Annotated in this window: 21 protein-coding genes; 17 read left to right on the forward strand and 4 right to left on the reverse strand. The window is 63.4% G+C overall.

Annotated elements, in window-relative coordinates:
* The first annotated feature begins 186 nt into the window (after positions 1–186).
* The 6 genes from U5768_RS09300 to U5768_RS09325 all read left to right on the forward strand — a co-directional run bounded on the left by U5768_RS09300 (position 187) and on the right by U5768_RS09325 (position 4,973).
* Positions 187–570 carry a restriction endonuclease fold toxin 5 domain-containing protein gene (locus tag U5768_RS09300; protein ID WP_322030468.1) on the forward strand — a complete coding sequence of 128 codons (384 nt, stop codon included), beginning with the start codon at positions 187–189 and terminating at the stop codon, positions 568–570.
* A gap of 7 nt (positions 571–577) precedes the next feature.
* Positions 578–1,309 (forward strand): immunity 52 family protein, encoded by a 732-nt coding sequence (locus U5768_RS09305; protein ID WP_322030094.1) that lies wholly within the window; start codon positions 578–580, stop codon positions 1,307–1,309.
* Between the two features lie 107 nt (positions 1,310–1,416).
* Complete coding sequence (locus U5768_RS09310; protein WP_322030095.1) at positions 1,417–2,010, forward strand: hypothetical protein; 594 nt, start codon at positions 1,417–1,419, stop codon at positions 2,008–2,010.
* 319 nt (positions 2,011–2,329) lie between these two features.
* Positions 2,330–2,632 (forward strand): hypothetical protein, encoded by a 303-nt coding sequence (locus U5768_RS09315; RefSeq protein WP_322030096.1) that lies wholly within the window; start codon positions 2,330–2,332, stop codon positions 2,630–2,632.
* Between the two features lie 114 nt (positions 2,633–2,746).
* A complete protein-coding gene (locus U5768_RS09320) occupies positions 2,747–3,646 on the forward strand; it encodes a glutamate/aspartate ABC transporter substrate-binding protein (RefSeq protein ID WP_322030097.1) in 900 nt (299 codons plus the stop codon).
* Between the two features lie 616 nt (positions 3,647–4,262).
* Positions 4,263–4,973 carry a PepSY-associated TM helix domain-containing protein gene (locus U5768_RS09325; protein WP_322030098.1) on the forward strand — a complete coding sequence of 237 codons (711 nt, stop codon included), beginning with the start codon at positions 4,263–4,265 and terminating at the stop codon, positions 4,971–4,973.
* Here U5768_RS09325 and cobF read toward each other — a convergent pair whose 3' ends face one another.
* A complete protein-coding gene (cobF, locus tag U5768_RS09330) occupies positions 4,974–5,747 on the reverse strand; it encodes a precorrin-6A synthase (deacetylating) (protein WP_322030099.1) in 774 nt (257 codons plus the stop codon).
* 167 nt (positions 5,748–5,914) lie between these two features.
* Between cobF and U5768_RS09335 the strand changes: the two genes are divergently transcribed.
* Complete coding sequence (locus U5768_RS09335) at positions 5,915–6,502, forward strand: LysE family translocator (RefSeq protein ID WP_322030100.1); 588 nt, start codon at positions 5,915–5,917, stop codon at positions 6,500–6,502.
* 16 nt (positions 6,503–6,518) lie between these two features.
* Here U5768_RS09335 and U5768_RS09340 read toward each other — a convergent pair whose 3' ends face one another.
* Positions 6,519–7,346 (reverse strand): AraC family transcriptional regulator, encoded by an 828-nt coding sequence (locus U5768_RS09340; RefSeq protein ID WP_322030101.1) that lies wholly within the window; start codon positions 7,344–7,346, stop codon positions 6,519–6,521.
* 137 nt (positions 7,347–7,483) lie between these two features.
* Between U5768_RS09340 and U5768_RS09345 the strand changes: the two genes are divergently transcribed.
* The 6 genes from U5768_RS09345 to U5768_RS09370 all read left to right on the forward strand — a co-directional run bounded on the left by U5768_RS09345 (position 7,484) and on the right by U5768_RS09370 (position 13,398).
* Positions 7,484–8,023, forward strand: coding sequence for a GNAT family N-acetyltransferase (locus U5768_RS09345; RefSeq protein ID WP_322030102.1), 540 nt, complete (start codon positions 7,484–7,486; stop codon positions 8,021–8,023).
* Positions 8,024–8,192: 169 nt separating this feature from the next.
* Positions 8,193–10,562, forward strand: coding sequence for a HAMP domain-containing protein (locus U5768_RS09350; protein ID WP_322030103.1), 2,370 nt, complete (start codon positions 8,193–8,195; stop codon positions 10,560–10,562).
* 18 nt (positions 10,563–10,580) lie between these two features.
* Complete coding sequence (locus tag U5768_RS09355; protein WP_322030469.1) at positions 10,581–11,327, forward strand: methyl-accepting chemotaxis protein; 747 nt, start codon at positions 10,581–10,583, stop codon at positions 11,325–11,327.
* Complete coding sequence (locus U5768_RS09360) at positions 11,324–11,857, forward strand: hypothetical protein (protein ID WP_322030104.1); 534 nt, start codon at positions 11,324–11,326, stop codon at positions 11,855–11,857. The genes U5768_RS09355 and U5768_RS09360 overlap by 4 nt, the downstream gene beginning before the upstream one ends.
* A 40-nt stretch (positions 11,858–11,897) precedes the next feature.
* The gene (locus U5768_RS09365) at positions 11,898–12,263 is read left to right on the forward strand and encodes a response regulator (RefSeq protein ID WP_322030105.1); all 366 of its coding nucleotides are present in this window, start codon (positions 11,898–11,900) and stop codon (positions 12,261–12,263) included.
* Positions 12,264–12,432: 169 nt separating this feature from the next.
* Complete coding sequence (locus tag U5768_RS09370) at positions 12,433–13,398, forward strand: aminoglycoside phosphotransferase family protein (RefSeq protein ID WP_322030106.1); 966 nt, start codon at positions 12,433–12,435, stop codon at positions 13,396–13,398.
* 43 nt (positions 13,399–13,441) lie between these two features.
* Here the strand turns inward: U5768_RS09370 and U5768_RS09375 are convergent, their stop codons facing one another.
* Positions 13,442–15,775 carry an FdhF/YdeP family oxidoreductase gene (locus tag U5768_RS09375; RefSeq protein WP_322030107.1) on the reverse strand — a complete coding sequence of 778 codons (2,334 nt, stop codon included), beginning with the start codon at positions 15,773–15,775 and terminating at the stop codon, positions 13,442–13,444.
* Positions 15,776–15,965: 190 nt separating this feature from the next.
* Here U5768_RS09375 and U5768_RS09380 point away from each other — a divergent pair, with 190 nt between their 5' ends.
* Genes U5768_RS09380 through U5768_RS09390 form a run of 3 tightly spaced genes read left to right on the forward strand, consistent with a single transcriptional unit; the run spans position 15,966 to position 18,732 of the window.
* Complete coding sequence (locus tag U5768_RS09380) at positions 15,966–17,429, forward strand: PLP-dependent aminotransferase family protein (RefSeq protein WP_322030108.1); 1,464 nt, start codon at positions 15,966–15,968, stop codon at positions 17,427–17,429.
* Positions 17,430–17,440: 11 nt separating this feature from the next.
* Positions 17,441–17,764, forward strand: a complete 324-nt coding sequence (locus tag U5768_RS09385) for an ArsR family transcriptional regulator (RefSeq protein WP_322030109.1) — start codon at positions 17,441–17,443, stop codon at positions 17,762–17,764.
* A gap of 38 nt (positions 17,765–17,802) precedes the next feature.
* Positions 17,803–18,732: a LysR family transcriptional regulator gene (locus tag U5768_RS09390; protein ID WP_322030110.1), complete on the forward strand. Its 930-nt coding sequence runs from the start codon at positions 17,803–17,805 to the stop codon at positions 18,730–18,732.
* A gap of 16 nt (positions 18,733–18,748) precedes the next feature.
* Here the strand turns inward: U5768_RS09390 and U5768_RS09395 are convergent, their stop codons facing one another.
* Positions 18,749–19,681 carry an AraC family transcriptional regulator gene (locus tag U5768_RS09395; protein WP_322030111.1) on the reverse strand — a complete coding sequence of 311 codons (933 nt, stop codon included), beginning with the start codon at positions 19,679–19,681 and terminating at the stop codon, positions 18,749–18,751.
* A 149-nt stretch (positions 19,682–19,830) separates the two neighbouring features.
* On the opposite strand from U5768_RS09395, the gene U5768_RS09400 reads away from it, so the two are divergent.
* On the forward strand, positions 19,831–20,367 hold the full coding sequence (locus tag U5768_RS09400) for a carboxymuconolactone decarboxylase family protein (protein ID WP_322030112.1): 537 nt from the start codon (positions 19,831–19,833) through the stop codon (positions 20,365–20,367).
* Positions 20,368–20,406: the final 39 nt, after the last annotated feature.

Below are 20,406 nucleotides of genomic sequence, written 5' to 3' on the forward strand. Positions count from 1 at the left end.
CTTGGTCAGGCTGTTGCTACGCCGCTTCCGCTGCCATTGCCTGCCCCCTCTGTCGGGCCAGTTGGCAGTGCGGGCGCGAACGCAGATGGTGGATTGGGTTCGCTCCCACGCGACCGATCTCGTGAACGCGAAAGGTCGTGCAAGTGCCCGCCGGAAAAAGGAGATCAAGTCGAACGCAAGTACGGAATGAGCCCTAAGGCACGGCGCTATCAAGCCCGTATAACTGGAATGGCATACGGAATCGATACAGACGCCAAAGGCCGCGAGACTCGGGGTGGCTGGAACAAGGAGTGGGCGTGGCTTGGAACTGATTTCGATGGCTTCGTGAAGGCACAGTGCCTATTGCAGGAAGCAAAAGATGACTACGATCAGTTCTTGGACGAAGATGATGAACCGATCTTCTGGTTTACGGGGTTCAAACGTATGGCTGATACCATCGCAGAGCAGGCGATAAAGGTGCGAGCTAATCCCCCATCGAAACTGATGTGGTATTTCGGGACGCCTCGTGCAAGAGACTACATGATGCCCACGCTGGTCAAAAATGGCGTCCCTTCTGCCTACCAACCTTGAGATCGAAATGAATCTATTTGCGCAATATAAGGATGCTCCTAATTTACCAAGTGCTGATTTCGAATTTCATCTGCATCGATTAAGACCCGTCATTGATGCGCTTGCGAGTCAAGATGCGATGCTCAAGGAGTGGTATATCCAAGGGGGCACCGCTGAGGAAGCACTTCAGTATCGTGTTTACGGAGACGACCATCAACCTTTGCCTGCGGCCATTGACGAGATGACCAACGAATACAAAGGAAAATCTAGGGACGATCCGAAATCAATTGGAATCTGGAATGGGGTGGCGCAGAGCGATGGTGCTTCATTCATGATTTCCCTCGATGGGGGAGATAATTTTTCTCAGCAATTCGATTTTAATGCAAAAGAAAAGTCGAGGTCATCATCCAGGCTTGGAGGTTACCATTCCGTAGCACAGATTGTTAGGAAGGTTGTGGAGGTATACGCGCCGGCTTATGTTATCTATGGCCCGCGCAAATACTTTACGGAGTCGGTTTTCGATGATCGACCCGGCGTAAGCTGGATGCTCTACCTGCCAGACGTCCTAACACCCGCACAGGTTCCCGAAGCGCGCGCCCTGATTCCGGTCATGCGCGACGGCGCACAACTAGGCACGATCATTGTCAGCGTGACGGATGACGTGTTTGACGTGAACAACCGCGCGCATGTCAAAGTGGCAAACGATATCGAAATCCGCCTTGCAGACCAGGACCTGTTGCCGAGATTCGTTGATCTCTAAGGCTGTGTGCATTGCCCCGCTTTTGCGGGGCTCGTCATTCGGGCGTGAGCCTCGTCTACCGAAAAAAAATCATAGCGCGTGATTCCTGACTGGAAGGGGCAGTCACCATGGCAGAACGAGAAAACGGAAATATCAGTAATCCCGCATGCTTCCATGAGACACCGGTCTTTGTGCTGGTGCAGCCACGTGCAGATGGTTTGCTGGACACAGCGGCGAGTATGACCGCAGGTGGGCGGGCAGTCGTATGCCATCTGTCGTTTGTGCACGCCTTGATTGACTTGGCATACAGGAGCAGTCGGGGCAAGCACTACAGCGTCTGCGAGGCGAGCCTGATCGGTCCTGAAGTATTCACCAACGCTGAGGGGTCGGGATTGATTGCGCAGTTGCGGCTGGCATGGCCAGCGAAGAACCGGAAAGTCGTGCTGGCACAGGATGGCAACACGGCGACCTGTGCATACCTTCTTCGGCACCCTATAGTCATCGCGCCACGAGCGCCGTGGGGGAATCTCCAGGACTCTCCCGCACCGTGTGCAACGCAGCTTTTTCCCCGCACATTGCCCGCGAAGGCGTGTGCCAAGGGATTCAAGGCTGTGGGGGAATACCTGTCCCCAGCTTTTTCCCCATCAACTGTGGACAAGTTCGGTGCCTCCAAAACGTGCAACTTCTCTGTTGTGTGGGGCATTGATGTTTGCGATCAGTGACTTAGGTTCGCTGTCCAGCGGTTGTGCACAGGGCTACCAACAAAAACTGTGGAAAAGCCGGGCGGGTTTCGAGGCCGCCCGCGCTTGCATTGCCGCAATTGAGCACCCAGCGGATTAACCGAAACACATCAAGCACTTGTTACGGTCTTCCAAGGGTTACACACAGGGCTACTCACTAAATTTGTGGACAAGTCGCGGCGCGCAGAACCGTTCGCCTTGCCAACGAACCCTGCCTCGTCAGCCGCGCACGTTTTCGGGATGCGCTATTTCGAACCGGTGCGAAGATAGCCGCCCCCTCTTCTGGCCGCTGGTCCCTGCAATGAAACTTCCCCTGCTATTCAAGTCGCTGTTCGATTTCGAAGCCGAGAACCCCGCGCTCGATGCGGCGCCCGAACCAGTGGCCGAATCCCATCCGCAGCCGCATCCGCGAGTCCAGTCCGTGGAGGTCGAAGAAGCGATTCCCGAGTCCGAGCCCGAACCGCTGCTCGACAGCATCGACGCTCTCGGCAAGATCGTGCTGGCGCTCGACGCGCAGCTTCGCGCGGAGCGTTCCAGGAGCGCTGAACTGCGTAGTTGTCTGAATGACGAGTTGTCGGCGCTCCGAACGGCGCTCGATCGCTAGCGACTTAACCTTGAGTTATGTCGATGTAACCGATTTCAATTGCCACCTCGCCGCGAGGCATGAATACTCGGGGGCGGCGCACGAAGCGCCGAAGGACCATCTGGAGGAGACTAAATGAGAAAAGTTGCAACGCTTGCAGCGGTCGTCGTGGGATGCGCGTATCTCTCGCCAGTAGAGGCGCAAGACGCCACGAGCGCTACCCTCAAAAAAATCCGCGATACAGGCGTGATTTCCCTGGGCGTGCGGGAATCGTCGGTGCCGTTCTCTTACTACGACAGCCAGCAACGCACGATCGGCTATGCGCAGGACATCGCGCTGAAGATCGTCGATGAAGTGAAAAAGGAACTGAAGCTCGACAAGCTCACGGTCAAGGAAATTCCGATCACTTCGCAAAACCGCATTACGCTGGTGCAAAACGGCACGATCGATATCGAGTGCGGTTCGACTACGCACACCAAAGATCGCGATAACCAGGTGGCGTTCACGAACAGCTTCTTTCAGTACGGCGTGCGCCTGATTACCAAGAAGGATTCGGGGATCAAGGATTTCCCCGATCTCGCGGGCAAGACGGTCGTGACCACGGCGGGGACGTCGGAGGACCGGCTGCTGCGCGAGATGAACAACGACAAGAAGATGGGCATGCAACTCATCGCAGCCAAGGACCACGCGGAGTCGTTTCTCAACGTGAAGACGGGGCGCGCGGTGGCGTTTGTCATGGATGAACCGCTGTTGTACGGCGCGCGGGCCAAGGAGGCGGACCAGCAGGACTATTTGATTACCGGCACGCCGCCGCTCTCCGAGGTTTATGGCTGCATGGTGCGCAAGGACGATCCCGCTTTCAAGAAACTGGCCGATGGCGTGATCGCTCGCATGCAAACTTCGGGTGAAGCGGAACGGCTGTACACGAAGTGGTTTACGCAGCCTGTTCCGCCCAAGGGGATGAACCTGAACTATCCGTTGTCGAAGGAGAATCGGGAGTTGTTTGCGCGTCCGAATGATCGGGCGCTGGATTGATCGCATGATCGCTGTTTAGCGACGCGGCCGCGCCCAAGCGGCCGCCGCGCCAACGAGCGCGTGTTTCGCATCCCTGCATGGTTATAAAAATTAGAATTACTAACTAGCTGGCGAGCGTTTCGAAAAAAAAATCCGGCATCGGATGAAATCGATCAGGTGAACCGCCCCAGGCCAACCCGATGAATTCGATCGGGAAATTACCTCTTCCTTCCGATGCGCCGCCTTCCCCAGCGTCGCGCCGAATTGTTGCCCCGATATCAAAACCAATTGAAAGACATGGCAACATGTGGAATGATATCGATTCTCATTATCGCGGAATTTTCCGCGGCCAAACAACAAGACCCAGCCAGCCTTGGCGTCGCTTCCCTCGGTCCTCTCGGGGCGGCCCAGCCAGCCAGTCCACCTGCGTCGTCCGCGCCCTTTGCGCGTCGCACGGCCGGGTCATACGCCTTCACACGGCCCTTATGTTGAACCGGACGCCGCTCGCGAGCGCCCTCGCGCCGACCTTTGCCGTACCTTTCGCTTCGTCCGCACTTGCGCAAGGCGCACCTGTTGCCGCCATTGCGGCAACCGCCGCTTCGGGGCTACCACAATTTTTTGCGACTCTGGAGTGAACATGAGTTTTTTGGATACCGCCGAGATCGACGCGCCGGCAACGCCGCGCGCGCGTCTCGACGCCACCCAACAAGACGAGCGCGCGAAGCGCTCGCGCCGCGCGACTTTCATCAAGTGGCTGCGCAAGGTGCACGGCTGGGTGGGTTTGTGGGGCGCGGCGCTCGGCCTGCTGTTCGGCGCGACGGGGTTCGTGCTCAACCATCGCGCCGAGCCGCTGCATATTTCTCCTGGCGCGCCGCAAGTTTCGACGGTGCAGATTGCCGTGCCGGCCCCCGCGCCCAAAACGCCGCGCGAGTTGGTCAAGTGGTTGCGCTCGCAACCGGATTTGAAGCTGCCCGCCCGCATGGGCCGCGTGCAGAAGGAGCCCGAACACGAGGTGGCGTGGGGCGATCGCAAAATCGTGCAGCCCGAGCATTGGCAAGTGATGTTCACGTCGCCCGGCGAAATTGTGATGGTCGAGTACTGGGTGGGCAACGACAAGTTCACGCTCAAGCGCAACGACAATTCGCTCGTCTCGACGATCACGAACCTGCACAAGGGGGTGGGCATGAGCGTGGGCTGGGTGCTGTTCATCGACAGCTTCGCCGGCGCGCTCATTCTGCTTTCGCTCACGGGCGTACTGTTGTGGACAGAGCTGAACAGGCGCAAGACGGTGGGCGCCGTGTTGTTGTTCGGCTCGATTATCGTGGCGGTGGGCGTGGGGCTGGCGTAATCAGTCCTTCACGCCGCGCTTGAGCAGCAAATACGTGTCCATGATCCATCCGTTCGCCTCGCGCGCCTGTGCGCGAACGCGGACGATTTCGTTTTTCACGTCCTCCAGACGGCCCGACATCAGGATCTCGTCGGGCGTGCCGACATACGCGCCCCAGTAGATATCCAGGTCCTCGCCCGCGAGCTGCGCATACGCGTTTTGCGCGTCGAGCATGACCACGGCGCTTTCCGCGTCCTGCGGAAAACCGCCTTCCGCAAGCCGCCTTCCCGTCGTAATGCTCACCGGCTTGCCGATGAAGTTGAGCGGCACCCGGTGCTTCGCCGCGAGCGCCTGCACGCTGCTAATGCCGGGAATCACCTCGAAGTCGAACGCGAGCCGCGCTTCGGCGAGGATCGAATCGAGAATGCGGATCGTGCTGTCGTAGAGCGACGGGTCGCCCCATACGAGAAACGCGCCGCATTGCCCGTCCGTCAATTCTTCTTCGATCAGGCGTTCGAATACGCGCTGTTTGTCGCGGTTGAGTTCGTCCACGGCGGCCTTGTAAGCGAGGCCTTCGTCGCGGCGACGCTCGGGGCTCGTGGCTTCCACGATGCGATAGTCGTGGTCCTTGATAAAGCGCGCGCAGATCTCCTTGCGCAGCGCGACGAGCTTCTCCTTGGCCGCGCCCTTGTCCATCACGAAGAACACGTCGGCGGCGTTGAGCGCTTCGATGGCCTGTACGGTCAGGTACTTCGGGTCGCCCGCGCCGATGCCGATGATGAGGATCTTTTTCACGTTGCAGTTCCGGAAATGGAGTCGCCAGTGCGGCGCAATGATAGCGCGAGTTCCCGCCCAAGCCATGCAGCGCCCGCTGGCATGGGCAATTTTCTTCAATACGCATGCGGCGCGCGCGTCTACCCTTCACGCTAACTGATCGCCCGTGAAGCGTAGCGAGGAAAACCGTGAGCATTGCCTTGTCGATGGCCGCCTTCGCGCTGGCCACTTCCATCACCCCTGGACCCGTCAACATCGTCGCGCTAAGCGCGGGCGCCCGCTACGGGCTACGCGCGAGCCTGCGCCATGTCACTGGCGCGACCGCTGGCTTCACGTTGCTGTTGCTGCTGGTCGGTCTTGGCATGCACGAATTGTTGGCGCGCCTGCCGTTTCTCACGCGCGCGATCGAATGGGCCGGTGTCGTTTTTCTGCTGTACGTCGCGTACCGCCTCGCCACCGACGACGGTCGCATCGATTCCCCCAACGCGCTGCGCGGTCCCTCGCTGATGGCAGGCGCCGCGATGCAGTGGCTCAATCCCAAGGCGTGGCTTGCCTCCGTGGCGGGCATGGGCTTATATGCGGCTTCCGGCGAGAATGCACTCGTCTGGCAGTTTGCCGCGATCTACTTTGTGGTGTGCTACGTCTCGATTGCGTGCTGGGCCTGGGCGGGCGCGTCGCTGCGTCAGGCGTTGCGCGAACCCTCGCGCGTGCGCTTCGTAAATCGCGGGATGGCGTTGCTGCTGGCGGGCAGCGCGGTTTGGCTCGTGCTTGCCTGAACGCGCGACGACCGCGCTAGCCGCGATATTGGCCCGGCGTTGCGGCAACGAACTGGCGGAATGCGCGCTGCAAATGCGCCTGATCGGCGAAACCGGCCTGCGCCGCGACATCGGCAATGGCGTGCCCGCGGCGCAGTTGCGCGCGACTGAACTCAATACGCCGGTTCACCACATACGCGTGCGGCGTCATGCTGTACCGTTCGCGAAACGCGCGTATGAGATACGAGGGCGAAAGATCGGCGGCGGCGCAAATCTCTTCGAGCTTGAGCGCGCGAGTGTAATTGCCGTCGATGAATTCTGCCGCGCGCGCGAGGCGCTCGTTCGGTTCGCGCGCGCTGGCGGGTGCAGGGTTCAGCGACTGCTGAAGCCTGGAAAAATAAGCCACGGCCGCGCATTCCTTGCGCAACGCCGATTCGTCTGCATCGACGAGCAGTGCGTATAGCGCATTGAGCCCGTCGAACAAGGCGCGCTCCCAACTTAGTGTCTGTTCGAACGGGTGGAAACCTTCGTGCGCGCCGAAGCCCAAATCGTGTTGCAGTTTCGCGAGCCACGCCGTGTCGAGATAAAACATGCGGTAGGCCCAGGGCTCGTCCGCGGCGGGGTTACACGCGTGGACCACTTCCGGGTTGATGACCACCACCGCGCCCGCGCTGATATGCGAAAGCGTGCTTCCGTTCAGATAGGTGCTGCGCCCGCCCGTGACCGCGCCGATCGAGAATGTGCTGTGCGCGTGCCGGCCGTAGCGGACCTTGCGGCCATCGGCGATTGCGCGCACTTCGATGAAAGGCAGGTCTGCGTCGCGCCAGAAATAAGGCTGTGCGTCGGGCGTTTGGCTTTGCGGCATGAGGAACCTCGGGACGATGCTGCGCGAATGAAACGCGCGCAGGCGTTCCATCTTAGCGTAAGGCGAGAAAGGCGGGGGACATGATAGGCTTGGGCGAATCGCGTGGGTCATTCCCTTTCTATTGCCAGGCACTGCACATGAACGAAACGAAGTCAGGAGATATAACGATCCGCCCGCTGAACGAGCACGATGCCGAGGCGTTTCACGCCATGCGTTTGTACGCAACCCAGAACTATCCCGCCGGCGTCGTTCCCACCTATGAAGAAGAATCGAAACGCACGCCCGAAGAAAGCAGGGGCGTGGTGCGCGCCACGGACGACCGCATCGTATTCGGCGCGTTCGCGGGCGACAAGCTCGTGGGAATCACGGGGCTCATGCGCGATCCGCGCCGCAAGCTCGCGCACAAGGGCCTGGTCTGGGGCGTGTTCGTCGATCCCGAATGGCGGGGTGCCGGCATTGCAAGACAATTGATGGACGCCGCCATCGCTCGTGCGCGCGTACTAGGCTTGCTACAGGTGCAACTGGTGGTGAGCGTGTCGAACCCCCGCGCACAGGCGCTTTATCGCTCATGCGGCTTCCTGCGCTACGGCGTCGAGCCGCGCGGCCTGTGCATCGACGGCGAGTACGCCGACGACGAACTCATGGTGCGCTTTCTCGACGGACCGATGCGTAACTGAGCGCGAGCGTCAAGTGCGGCGTAACGCGCCGTGCACTCAGCCGAATCACGCGCAGTCATCATTTCGTCATACCTAAGCGTCGATAATCCACGGCGAATAAATTGGCCAACGTGCCCCGAGCCGCGCAACCATAGCGCGGCCGGCGCGCCCAAGGCTCGGGGATTTCGACATGACCATTCGTCACCGCATCACGTTACTCATCGTCCTGATGTTTGTCGCGTTGTCCGCCATCGGCGGCTACGCGGCCTGGCAGGCACGCCGCAGCGCCACCGACGTCCGCCAGGTGACCCAGGGCGTCGTGCCGAGCGCCCTCGCATCGTCCGACCTCGTTTCGCTCGTCAAGGATGTGCAGCTCGCCACCATGACGCTCGTCTACGCACCCGACGCCACGGTGGCGTCGCTCGCGCAAAGCGAACTCAAGGACAAGGAAGCCGCGCTGCGCGCCGCGCTCGACTTGCAGCGCAAGGCGGCAGCGAGCCACGCGCAGGAGGGCCTCGTTTCGCAGGCGCAGGAAAGCCTCGCGAACTACTTCTCGGCGATCGACGACACCGCGAAGATGAAGGCGAGCGGCAAGAACGAACTCGCGCAGGCGTATCTTTTCGCGAACGTCGCGCAGTATCGCGACGAACTCGAAGGCATCGTCACGACAATGCGCGTGGAAAAGAACCGCCAGAAGGACGACGCGATCCGCACGCTCAACGGCGCGCTCGACACCACGACGAGCGCCATTGCCGGCGTGACGGGCGGCGCGGTGCTGCTGCTCACGCTCATCGGCGCGCTGCTGTACCGCCAGATCACCCGGCCGCTCTCGCGCATGCAGGCCATGATGAGCGAAATCGCGTCGAGCCAGGACTTCACGCGCCGCGTGCCCGTGGCCCGCATGGATGAAATCGGTCATTCGATCGTCGCCTTCAACGGCATGATCGAGAAGATCCAGCATAGCTCCGCGCAACTCAAGCGCAAGACCGCCGACATTCAGGCGATGCTGCAGAACATGCAGCAAGGCATTCTCACGGTGGTGGAAGGCGCGACGATCCACAACGAATATTCCGCGTATCTGGAAGCGATCTTCGAAACCAGCGAGATTGCGGGCGCGTCGCTCATGGATCTCGTGTTCTCGCATACGGACCTCGACGCCGACACGCTCGCGCAAATCGATGCCGCCGTGCACGCGTGCCTTGGCGAAGACGACGTGAACTTCGCGTTCAACCAGCACCTGCTCGTGAACGAAATCACGCGCACGCTGCCCGATGGCCGCGCGAAGGTGCTCGACCTGAGCTGGTCGGCGATCACCGACGAAAACGATGTCGTCGTGCGGCTCATGCTGTGCGTGCGCGACGTGACGGAGTTGCGCGAACTCGCGGCCGAAGCGGGCGAGCAAAAGCGTCGCCTCGAAATGATCGGCGAAATACTCGCGGTTAGCGAGGAGAAGTTCCAGCATTTCGTCGATAGCTCGACGAGCTTCATTCACGAGAACGAGCACATCATTCGCCAGCACGACTGCGCCGATACGAGCGCGATTGCCGCGCTGTTTCGCAACATGCACACGATCAAGGGTAACGCGCGCACGTATAGCCTGCAGCATCTCACGGGCGTCGTGCACGAGGTCGAGCAGCGCTACGACGCGTTGCGCCGCGAAGACGCGAACCACGCGTGGGACCAGCAGGCGCTCATCGCCGATCTGGCGCGCGTGAAGGCGGCGCTCGAGCACTATTCGAACATCAACGAAGTGAGCCTTGGGCGCGGCGCGCGCGCCGCTGGCGCGCAGAACGGCACGGCGCCCCTCACCGTCACACGCGAAGCGATCGAACAGACGCTTCGCATCGTCGATCGCGCCGACGACAACGACCTGCCCGCGCTGCGCGCGATGCGCGCCGAACTGCGCACCACGTTGCGCGCCATCGGCACCGAGCGCGTGGCCGATGCGCTCGCGGGCGTGACCGGCTCGCTGCCCTCGCTGGCGCGGGAACTCGGCAAGGCCGAACCCGTGGTGAATATCGAGGACAACGGTTATCGCCTGCGCAGCGAATCCGCGAGCACGGTGAAGAACGTATTCATGCATCTGCTGCGCAACTCGCTCGACCACGGCATCGAAATGCCGGCGCAACGACGCGCAATCGGCAAGGACGAAGCGGGTCATATCGACATCGACGTGAACGTGCACAACGGCGCGTTGCAATTGACGCTCGCCGACGATGGCAGGGGCCTGGCGCTCGCGCGCATTCGCAGCATCGCAGTAGAGCGCGGCTGGCTTCAGGCGTATGAAGCGGCGACCGACGAAACGATTGCCGCGTTCATTTTTCGTCCCGGCTTTTCCACGGCGGCGAACGTGACCGAAGTCTCGGGCCGCGGCGTAGGCATGGACGCGGTGCGCGATTTCCTCGAACGCGAGGGCGGTGCAATCGAACTGTGTTTCACCGACGAGCACACGGGCGCCGATTACCGGCATTTCCAGACGGTAGTGCGTTTGCCGCAGCAGTGGGCCGTAGAGACGGCGGATACAACACAAGCTAAGCAAGAAGAAGCGCTGGCGGGCTAGCACATGGCGGGGGTGGCAGTGGTCTTACCGTATTTGATGGAAGGCGCGGCGCTCGTCGCGTTGGCGGCCGGCGTGATGGCGGCGTGGCACAAGCGCGTGCAAAAGCAGGCAGCGAACACGGCGCGCGAGCGGAGCGCGGCGCACGCCGGCGCGCTTGCTCAGGCCGAAGCGCGCCATGCGGCGCAGCAGGAAGACGCCGCGCGAGAACACGCGGCGCTGGCTGCGCAGATCGAATCGCTGCGCGCTGAACTCGCGCAGCGCCGGTCCGTGGCCGACGCACTCGAAGCGGCGCTCGCCAGCGAGCGCGCGCAGCGTGACGACGCCATGCAGCACGCGGCGCGCATTGCAAGCGACGCCTTGCGGCTGAAACTCATGTCGTCGACGTTCGAGCGCTGGCACGAGCAGATGATCTCGCTGATGGCGCAGAACAACGACATGCACAAGAAGAACCAGGAGCTGTCGTCGATCGTGAGCCATGTGCTCATCGTCTCGCTCAATGCGTCGATCGAAGCGGCGCGCGCGGGCGCGGCGGGGCGCGGTTTCTCGATCGTCGCGGGCGAAGTGCGTTCGCTCGCCACGCGCTCGCAGGAGCTTTCGAAGAGTTATCGCGACAGCCTGAATCGCAACGACCTCATTACGGCCGCGACGTTTCAGGACATCCAGGCAGGCGGAAAGATGATCGCGGCGACGCTCGCAAGCGTGGAAGCGTCGTCGCAGCAGTTGCACCGGCAACTCGAGGCGACGCGCGCCGGAGCGCAGGCATGATCGGCTCGCACGCTAAGGAAAGCATCGAGCGGATCTTCTTCGCGGCGGCGCGCATGCGTCTCGTGACGGACGCGCTGCACCGTTGCGAAATCGAGCCGCGCGCGGACGAGGCGCCGCAGGGCGAGAACCTGGTCATCCTGACCATTTCGTCGATGCAGTTCCGCCTGCTCCTGCTCCTGCACTTCGAAGACGACGAGCGCATGCGGCGCTACTACGTGGGCGACGCCTCGCGCACGCTCACCGAATGCTTCATGGAGTTCGGCAACCTGTGCTGCGGCGCGATGAACCAGCGGCTGGTCGAGCATTTCCCCGACCTCGGCATGTCCACGCCCTATGCGCTCAGCAGCGGATGCCTGCCCTATCTGCGCGAACTGAAGCCGGATTACGTGCAGTCGTATGCGCTTACGATCGACCATGACGTTCGGCTCGGCGCCACGTTGTGCGTATGCACGCAGGCGCCGCTCGATTTCGTGGCGGGCACGGCTGCCGCCGAGGAGCACGACAGCGCGGGTGAACTCGAACTGTTTTGATCAAAGAGGCGCCCTGTGCGGCGCGAAGGAGAAGAACAACGTGGCAAAAATTCTGGTGGTGGACGATTCGAGCACGGTGCGCGACGAAGTGGCCGGCTTCCTGCGCAAGAACGGTCTCGACGTGGACACGGCGGTGGACGGCAAGGACGGCCTCGCGAAGCTGCGCTCGGACCCGGGCGTCAAGCTCGTGGTGAGCGACGTGAACATGCCGAACATGGACGGTCTCACGATGGTCGAAAAGATACGTGGCGAACTGGCCAATACGGCGGTGAACGTGGTGATGCTGACCACGGAAAGCAGCCCGGCGATGAAAGAGCGCGGTAAGGCGGCGGGCGTGCGCGGCTGGATCGTGAAGCCTTTCAAGGGCGAAGCCGTTCTGGAAACGTTTCGAAAGCTAGCTAACTGATTTCTTGCGGCGCTGCATTTCACCGCATTACATTCCCTAACACCGGCGGCGCATGTTGACGTGCGCAAAGCCGCGAATGTTACGGCGTTAAAAAGCCCAATACATTACCCATTGTTGCCGCGTGATCGCACTGCTCTAATCCGCCGTCCCTTGTGTACGGAGCGCGCGGATGTTTGGCGAATCACAAGCGATCGCAGGCTGGGCTGTTCCGTTGTGGGCACAGCGCGCTCTAGGCGCGCCGCCGCTCGCACTGGAGCGTCAGTGGCTGCTCTCGCAAAGCGGCAACGAGGTGTATCGCGCCTGCATGCCCGACGGCAGTTCTCGCGTGCTGCGAATCAGCCCGCATGCGCGCGCGTTCGTACACACGGGAGCGAATCTCGCCGTACTGCGTGAGCTCGGTTTGCCCGTGCAGACCGTGCTCGCCGAAGGCGCGACGCCAACGGGCGCGGCATTTATCGTGCTTGACTGGCTGCCGGGGCGCGACCTTTATTACGCGTTGCCGGAACTGAGCGGCGCGCAGGCGGCGCGAATCGCGGCGACCGTCACGGATTTCCAGCGCCGCGTTGGCGCGCGCGAGACGCCGGCGCAAGGCGGATTCGGTTGGGTTTCGTCGTTCGGCGCGCGTCGCCATCGCGCGCGCTGGACCGATATCTTCGGAGAGCCCGCGCCGCGCGACGTTCACGTCGAGATGCGCGACCGCCCCGGCGCCACGCCGCTCGATCATTGCCGCGGGCGCCTCGGGTTGTTGCGCGCCTCGCTGGAAGACTACTTCGCCACGCTCGCGCCCGTCTGCTTTCTGCACGATCTGACGATCAAGAACGTTCTTGTTCAGGATGGCGAACTAAGTGGCCTGATCGATTTCGATTCCGTTTGCTATGGGGACCCGCTGATGGTGCCTGGCGTCACGCTTGCGCATCTCGAAGCCGATGTGGGCGAGGCCGGGCGCGCTTACGGCGAAGCGTTGATGCAATGCTGGCGCCCGCAAGGGGCGCAGATGCGCGCGACGGCGTTCTACGCCTCGCTTTGGGCGACGGGCTTTCTCTCCATCGCGCACGACGCGGGCGACGCCGAGCGCGTTCGAGCGCTTGTGCCGGTTGTCGAGCGGTTCCTTTCGCTGGGCGAAGGAGCCGCGTAGATGTCACGTAGAGGTCACGCAGAGGTCACATCGGCAGGGCCCTTCAGGCCGCCGCGAGCGCCGCGTCGGCTGATACGCTCGCCTTCGCGAGGGTCAGCAGCACCGGAATCGACTTCGAAGTCGGCGTGCCCGCGCCATCGGCGACGGACGAAAGCGGCACGAGCGGATTGGTCTCGGGATAGTACGCGCCGAGGCACCCGCGTGGAATGTCGTACTCGACCAGCATGAAGTCCTCGACGCGGCGCTCCACGCCGTCGTCCCACACGCTCGTGATGTCCACGTGCTGGCCCGGTTCGAAGCCGAGCATCGTCATGTCCTCGCGGTTGGCGAACAGCACGCGGCGCAGGCCGTACACGCCGCGATAACGGTCGTCCAGACCGTAAATCGTTGTGTTGTACTGATCATGCGAACGCGTGGTCATGAGCGTCATGAGCCGCGGGCCGTGTTCGGCGCGCGCGCGATGAATGGGCGTATCGAGCGCGATGGAGTGCACGACGAACTGTGCCTTGTTGCTGGGCGTTTTCCACACGCGCTCGCGCGAGGCCACGCCCAGGTGGAAGCCGCCCGGCTGTTTCAGCCGCTCGTTATAGTTCTCGAAGCCGTCGAACACTTTCTCGATGCCGTCGCGGATCTTCGCGTAGTCGGCGGCGAGGTCGAGCCAGTCCACCTTGTCGCTGCCGAGCGTGGCGTGCGCCATGCGCGCGACGATCGCGATTTCCGAAAGCAGGTTCGTCGAAGCGGGCCGGTTCATGCCGTACGAAATGTGCACCATGCTCATCGAATCTTCGACGCTCACGCCTTGCGGCACGCCGTTCTGCAGGTCGATTTCGGTGCGGCCGAGCGTGGGCAGAATGAGCGCGTCGCGGCCGTGAACCAGGTGGCTGCGATTGAGCTTCGTGGTTACGTGCACCGTGAGCGCGCACGCGCGCATCGCTTCCCACGTGCGCGGCGTGTCGGGCGTAGCGATCGAGAAGTTGCCGCCCAGGCCGATGAACACCTTCACGTGGCCTTCGAGCATCGCGTGAATCGTTTCCACGACGTCGTAGCCGTGCTCGCGCGGCGGCTCGAAGTCGTAGGCCTTGCCGAGGCGGTCGAGAAACGCCTGCGTGGGCTTTTCCTCGATGCCGACCGTGCGGTCGCCCTGCACGTTGGAATGGCCGCGCACGGGGCACAGACCCGCGCCGAGGCGGCCGATGTTCCCGCGCATCATCATGAGGTTCGATAGCAACTGGATCGTCGCCACCGAATTCTTGTGCTGCGTGAGGCCCATGCCCCACGTCGAAATGACAGCCTTGCCCTTCACGTAGATATCGGCGAGCTTGAGCACGTCTTCGATCGGCACGCCCGCCTCGGCCACGATGGTGTCCCAAGACTCCGCGCGCAGGTCGGCGGCAAAGGCTTCGAAGCCCACGCAGTGCCCGGCGATGAAATCGACGTCGAGCACGCGTTCGGTGCCGTTCGCGAGCGCTTCGTCGTCGAGTTCGATCGTGCGCTTGGCCACGCCCTTGATGAGCGCGAAGTCGCCGCCCACGCGCGGGCGGATGAACACCGAGCTGATCTGCACGCCTTTGGGCGAAAGCATGTCGAGCGTGTGCTGCGGGCTCGCGAAGCGTTCCAGCCCGCGCTCTTTCAGCGGATTGATCGACACGATGGTCGCGTCGCGCTTCGCGCATTCGCGCAACTCGCCGAGCATGCGCGGATGGTTCGTGGCCGGGTTCTGGCCGAAGATGAGGAGGGTGTCGGCGTGCTCGAAGTCGTCGAGCGTGACCGTGCCCTTGCCGATGCCCACCGTGCCCGGCAGGCCGCGGCTCGTGGCCTCGTGGCACATGTTCGAGCAGTCGGGGAAATTGTTCGTGCCGTACATGCGCACGAAAAGCTGATAGAGGAACGCGGCCTCGTTGCTCGCGCGGCCCGAGGTGTAGAACGCGGCGCGATTGGGGTCGTCGAGCGCGTTGAGATGCTTCGCGATCAGCTTGAACGCGTCGTTCCACTCGATGGGCACGTAGCGGTCCTGCTGCGCGTCGTAGACGAGCGGGTCGGTCAACCGGCCGTGCTGCTCCAGTTCGTAGTCCGATTGCGCCATCAACTCGCTCACCGTGTGCTCCTGGAAGAACCGGGGCGTCACGCGCTTGCTGGTCGCCTCCGCCGCCACGGCCTTCACGCCGTTCTCGCAGAATTCGAACGTGGACGCGTGCTCGCGGTCGGGCCACGCGCAGCCGGGGCAGTCGAAGCCGTCGGGCTGGTTCTGCTTGAGCAGGGTGCGGTAGTTGCCGCCCGTCACCTTCTCCTTGATGAGGTTGATGGCGACCTGCTTGAGCGCGCCCCAGCCGGCGGCGGGGTGGTGATACGGCTCGATGCGACCTTGCGGCTTCTTCATGATGCGGTTGGCTTTTCGTGTTCCAGGGCGGTCTGCCCGACGACTCAAGGCTACTGTGTTCCTGTGCCCCCGGAGATCACAGAAAAACCAAAAGGGAAGGGGTACAGTTGCGGCGTTTTGTCATAGACTTGGCGGAGTCGGCCGCGTGCGTGGCCGCCCTCCCTTTCGCCCGACTGGACTTCGCCCGAACGTGACCCGCTACGAGCAACTCGCCGACGATATCGAAGCCGCCGTGCGCCGCGGCGTGTTCGGCCCGGGCGAACGCATTCTTTCCGTGCGGCGCGCGAGCCAGCAGCACGGCGTGAGCATCAAGACGGTGCTGCGCGCCTATGCGCTGCTGGAAAGCCGCAGCGTGATCGAGTCGCGGCCGCAATCGGGTTATTTCGTTCGGGCGCGCGTGGGCGCGCCGCAAGCGCGCGGCGCGGCTCTCGCGCAGGACGCGCCAGCCGGCTCCGCAAGCAGGCCGCGCCGGCCGGGCGCCTCGCGGCAGCCCGCACCCGCCAACGTCGACGTGAGCCGCCTCGTGCTCTCCACGCTGCGCAGCATCGGCGCGCAGGACGCCGTGCCGCTGGGCTCGCCGTATCCGGACCCCGCGCTGTTCCCCTGGCGGCGCATCAACCAGTACGCCAACGCCATTGCGCGCCGCCACGCAAGCTGGAACCTCATCGACGATCTGCCGCCAGGCAATCCCGAGCTGATCCGCCAGATCGCGCGGCGCTACGCCGAGAACGGCGTGGGCGTCGATCCCGAGGAAATCGTCATCACCGTGGGCGCGACGGAAGCGATCAACCTGAGCCTGCAAGCCGTGGCGAGGCCTGGCGACACGGTGGCCGTCGAATCGCCGACCTACTACGCGATGCTGCACGCCATCGAGCGTCTGGGCATGCGCGCCATCGAAGTGAGCACGCACGCGGATACCGGCATCGACCTGGACGCGCTGGAACGCGTGCTCGCGCGCCAGAAGGTGGCGGCCTGCATGGTGATGCCGAACTTCCAGAATCCGCTCGGGTTTCGCATGCCCGACGCGCACAAGGCGCGACTCGTGGCGCTGGCCGAGGCGCACGATCTGCCCGTGATCGAGAACGACGTTTATCAGGAGTTGTATTTCGGGCAGACGCGGCCTTCCTCGCTCAAGCAGTTCGACACGCGCGGGCTCGTGCTGCACTGCGCGTCGTTTTCGAAGAGCCTGTCGGCCTCGTACCGCATTGGCTGGGCGCTGCCGGGACGCTACCGCGCGCAGGTCGAGAAGCTCAAGTTCCTCAATACGCTCACGACACCCTCGGTTCCCCAGGTGGCGCTCGCCGACTACTTGCGTCACGATGGCTACGACCGCCACCTGCGCCGCGTGCGCCGCTTCTATCGCCAGCAGGCGCGGCTCATGCGGGCAATGGTCGAGCGTTTCTTTCCGGCGGGCACGCGCACCTCGGAGCCGCAAGGCGGCTACGTGCTGTGGGTGGAACTGCCGCCGCGCGTCGATTCGATGCGGCTTTATCAGGCGGCGCTCGCGCAAGGCATTACCATCGGGCCCGGCTACATGTTCTCGATGCGCAACGAGTACCACCACTACATCCGGCTGAATTACAGCTACCCATGGAACGCGCAGACCGAAGCCGCGCTGAAGACGCTAGGCGAAATGGCCGCGAAAATGGCATGAGGAGACAGACGATGAACGCAGACGACGAGCGCGAAGACGCAAATACAGAGGCGGACGGGTCCGGCGTGGATCCGGTGCTGATCGCCGTGCTCGAACAGTTATGGCGCGCCGAGTGCGAGAAACGCGAGCAGCCGGAGCGCCAGGGTCGCGCGTGGTCGCTCGCGAAACTTTCGAAGCAGGCGGGCGTGCCGATGAGCGGATTGCGCAGGCAATTGACCGCGCTCGTGGACAGCGGCCTCGCGGTGACGACGCAGGCCGAAGACGGAACCGGCACGGCGAGTTTGTCGGAGGAAGGGCGGGCGTTTTGTGGCGAGGTTTTCGGCGAGGGCGGCTGAAACGCTTTAAGCTACGCCAACGCCATCCCGCCACGATCATGGACTACATCGACACCCTGCGGATCTTTCGCTCCGTCGTCGAGGCGCGCAGCTTCACGCGCGCCGCGGACATGCACAGCCTCACCACGCCCGTCGTTTCGCGCGCCATCGCGCGCCTCGAAAAACGCCTTGGCAGCCGGCTCTTTCATCGCAGCACGCGTGCGGTGTCGCTCACCGAGGCGGCCGAGCGCTTCTACGAAGGCTGCTGCCGCGTGCTCGACGACCTCGACGCGCTGGAAGCCGACGCAACCGTGCAAACGCGCGAAGCCAGCGGCGTGCTGCGCCTGGTCGCGCACACCACGGCCACGGTCAATCGGCTCGTGCCGCTCATCGCCAGCTTCAAACGCGCGCATCCCAAGGTGACGCTCGACGTGATTCTCACCGAGCGCCCCGTCGATCTCATCGCTGACGGCTACGACCTCGGTCTCGTGCTGCCGTTCATGCTCAACAACGACTCGACCGTCACGCGTCTGCTCGAACGCATTCCGCTCGCGCTCGTCACGACGCCCGCGTATCTCGAGGCGCATTCCACGCCGAAGCATCCCGCCGATCTCGCCAACCACGTATTCGTGCCGATGCCGCCTACCATGCGCAAGCCCACGATCGCGTTTCGCGACGGCGACGAGGACGTCGTCGTGCCGCTGCATCACGAAATCGCTTCGAACAACCCGGAATTCAACCTGGCGATGGTGCTGCAAGGCTTCGGCATCGGCATCCTTCCTACCGCGCTCTTGAAGGACGAACTCGAGGCGGGCAAGCTCGTGACGGTGCTCGACGAGTATCCCATCGTCGACATGCAGATCGAGATTCGCCTCGCGTACACCACGCGCACGCTACTGCCGGCGAAGGTGCGCGCGTTCATCGACCACGCCACGGCGTTCTTCGACGACGTGAGGCAAGAGGCGCCCGCCGAAGCCAACGCGCGCTGAGAAAGTGTGGCCGCGATCAGGCGGAGGCCGCCTCGCGCGCCTGCGAGCGCCACTGCGCCGGCGTCATGCCCACGTGACGCTTGAAGCCGCGCTGAAACGCGGCGTCCGACTGATAGCCCACGAATTCGCCGATCGCGGCCACGCTCTCGTTGCCTTGCGCGAGCATGCGGCCCGCGAGCGTCATGCGGATATCGGTGAGCACTTCGGCGGCCGAGCGGCCGATGGCTTCGTCGAAATGCCGCGCGAAAGTCGCGCGCGACATGTGGCAAAGCGCGGCAAGCTCGGGCAGCGTCCAGGCCTTGCCGGGCGCTTCGAACATGGCGTCGATGGCGGGTTGCAGGCGCGGGCGCTGCGCGAGCGCGAGCAGGCCGCGCGGCGGGGCGTCGCCGGCGCTGGCATAACGCAGCGTGAGCCCGAAGAGCGCACCCGAAAGATGGTTCACGAGCGACTCGCTGCCAGGCGCCCCTTCATAGGCTTCGTCGCGCAACAGCGTGATCAGGCGCACGAGACGCTCGGGCGCTTGCCTGCCGTCGCGCGCGCCATGCACGACGAGGCGCGCGGGCAGATTCTCGCGCAGCAGGCGCTGCGGCACGGCGGGCAGCAGGAAGCGGCCGCATAGCACATCGGCGGTAGCGCCATCGCCCGTGTTCGTTTCGACGGTCACGCCGTTTTCCCGGCGCCTGGCGACAGTGGCGGGCGCCGCGCCGCTGCCGTCGTGCAGCACGTGCGCGCTGCCCGAGGGGAACAGCACGATGTCGCCTGCATGGAGCGCAACGGGCGCGCCGTGCGCGTCCTCGACGATGGCGCTCCCGGCAATCAGCACGTGATAGCGGATCTCGCGCTCCCTGGCGCCGGGCTCGTCGATGCGCCATGGCACGCCGAAATGGCAGCGCACGTCGAGGCGCCCGGCAACGGGCATCAGCGCGAGAAGGCGGCTCAGCAGATCCATGGTGGGCGAGTGAGACGATTGAGCATGAAGTCGCGCCATTCTGGCATTAAAAGCGCAAGGGCGCCCGCCTACACTGCGTCCATGCCATCGACGATGGCAACGCGACACAGACACCCGCTCGCGACCTTGCAACGTTAAAGGAGCCAACCATGTCCCGTCTTTCCGCCATCAAGCCCGAAGCCGCCACCGGCGCCACCGCTGAAGTCTTTGCGAAGATCCGCAAGGCCGTGGGCAAGGTGCCGAACGCGTACGCGACCATCGGCACGCATAGCCCCGAAGCGCTCGGCGCGCTGCTGGATGTCGAGTCCGTAATCGCCGCCGGCACGCTGTCGAAGCCCGACGTCGAAACGATCAAGCTCGCGGTGAGCGAAGTGGCGGGTTGCGACTACTGTCTCGCGGCGCATACGCTGGCGGGCAAGTTCGCCGGGCTCGCGCCGGAAACGATGAAGGCGGTTCGCGCGGGCAACGCGACCGGCGACGCAAAGCGCGATGCGCTCGTGCATTTCGTGCGCGTGCTGGCGACCACGCGCGGCACGCTGCCCGAAGCGGAAGTGAGCGCGATTCGCGAAGCCGGTTATACCGAACGCCAGATCGTGGAAATCGCGCTCGCGGCGGCGTCGATTACGTTCACGAATCTCGTGAACCGCATCAACGACACGACGCTGGATTTTCCGGCCGCGCCGTAACGTACAGGCGCGCGCTTCGCGAGCCGTTGAGAGAAGGCG

This window comes from Paraburkholderia sp. J76 (assembly GCF_905220295.1).
In the GTDB taxonomy this organism is placed as follows: Bacteria; Pseudomonadota; Gammaproteobacteria; order Burkholderiales; family Burkholderiaceae; genus Paraburkholderia.

Bases quoted from the DNA above. Each gene is read 5' to 3' on its own strand.
- U5768_RS09300 (WP_322030468.1), top strand. From the start codon at position 187: ATGAGCCCTAAGGCACGGCGCTATCAAGCCCGTATAACTGGAATGGCA.
- U5768_RS09305 (WP_322030094.1), top strand. From the start codon at position 578: ATGAATCTATTTGCGCAATATAAGGATGCTCCTAATTTACCAAGTGCT.
- U5768_RS09310 (WP_322030095.1), top strand. From the start codon at position 1,417: ATGGCAGAACGAGAAAACGGAAATATCAGTAATCCCGCATGCTTCCAT.
- U5768_RS09315 (WP_322030096.1), top strand. From the start codon at position 2,330: ATGAAACTTCCCCTGCTATTCAAGTCGCTGTTCGATTTCGAAGCCGAG.
- U5768_RS09320 (WP_322030097.1), top strand. From the start codon at position 2,747: ATGAGAAAAGTTGCAACGCTTGCAGCGGTCGTCGTGGGATGCGCGTAT.
- U5768_RS09325 (WP_322030098.1), top strand. From the start codon at position 4,263: ATGAGTTTTTTGGATACCGCCGAGATCGACGCGCCGGCAACGCCGCGC.
- U5768_RS09340 (WP_322030101.1), bottom strand. From the start codon at position 7,346: ATGCCGCAAAGCCAAACGCCCGACGCACAGCCTTATTTCTGGCGCGAC.
- U5768_RS09345 (WP_322030102.1), top strand. From the start codon at position 7,484: ATGAACGAAACGAAGTCAGGAGATATAACGATCCGCCCGCTGAACGAG.
- U5768_RS09350 (WP_322030103.1), top strand. From the start codon at position 8,193: ATGACCATTCGTCACCGCATCACGTTACTCATCGTCCTGATGTTTGTC.
- U5768_RS09360 (WP_322030104.1), top strand. From the start codon at position 11,324: ATGATCGGCTCGCACGCTAAGGAAAGCATCGAGCGGATCTTCTTCGCG.
- U5768_RS09370 (WP_322030106.1), top strand. From the start codon at position 12,433: ATGTTTGGCGAATCACAAGCGATCGCAGGCTGGGCTGTTCCGTTGTGG.
- U5768_RS09375 (WP_322030107.1), bottom strand. From the start codon at position 15,775: ATGAAGAAGCCGCAAGGTCGCATCGAGCCGTATCACCACCCCGCCGCC.
- U5768_RS09385 (WP_322030109.1), top strand. From the start codon at position 17,441: ATGAACGCAGACGACGAGCGCGAAGACGCAAATACAGAGGCGGACGGG.
- U5768_RS09390 (WP_322030110.1), top strand. From the start codon at position 17,803: ATGGACTACATCGACACCCTGCGGATCTTTCGCTCCGTCGTCGAGGCG.
- U5768_RS09395 (WP_322030111.1), bottom strand. From the start codon at position 19,681: ATGGATCTGCTGAGCCGCCTTCTCGCGCTGATGCCCGTTGCCGGGCGC.
- U5768_RS09400 (WP_322030112.1), top strand. From the start codon at position 19,831: ATGTCCCGTCTTTCCGCCATCAAGCCCGAAGCCGCCACCGGCGCCACC.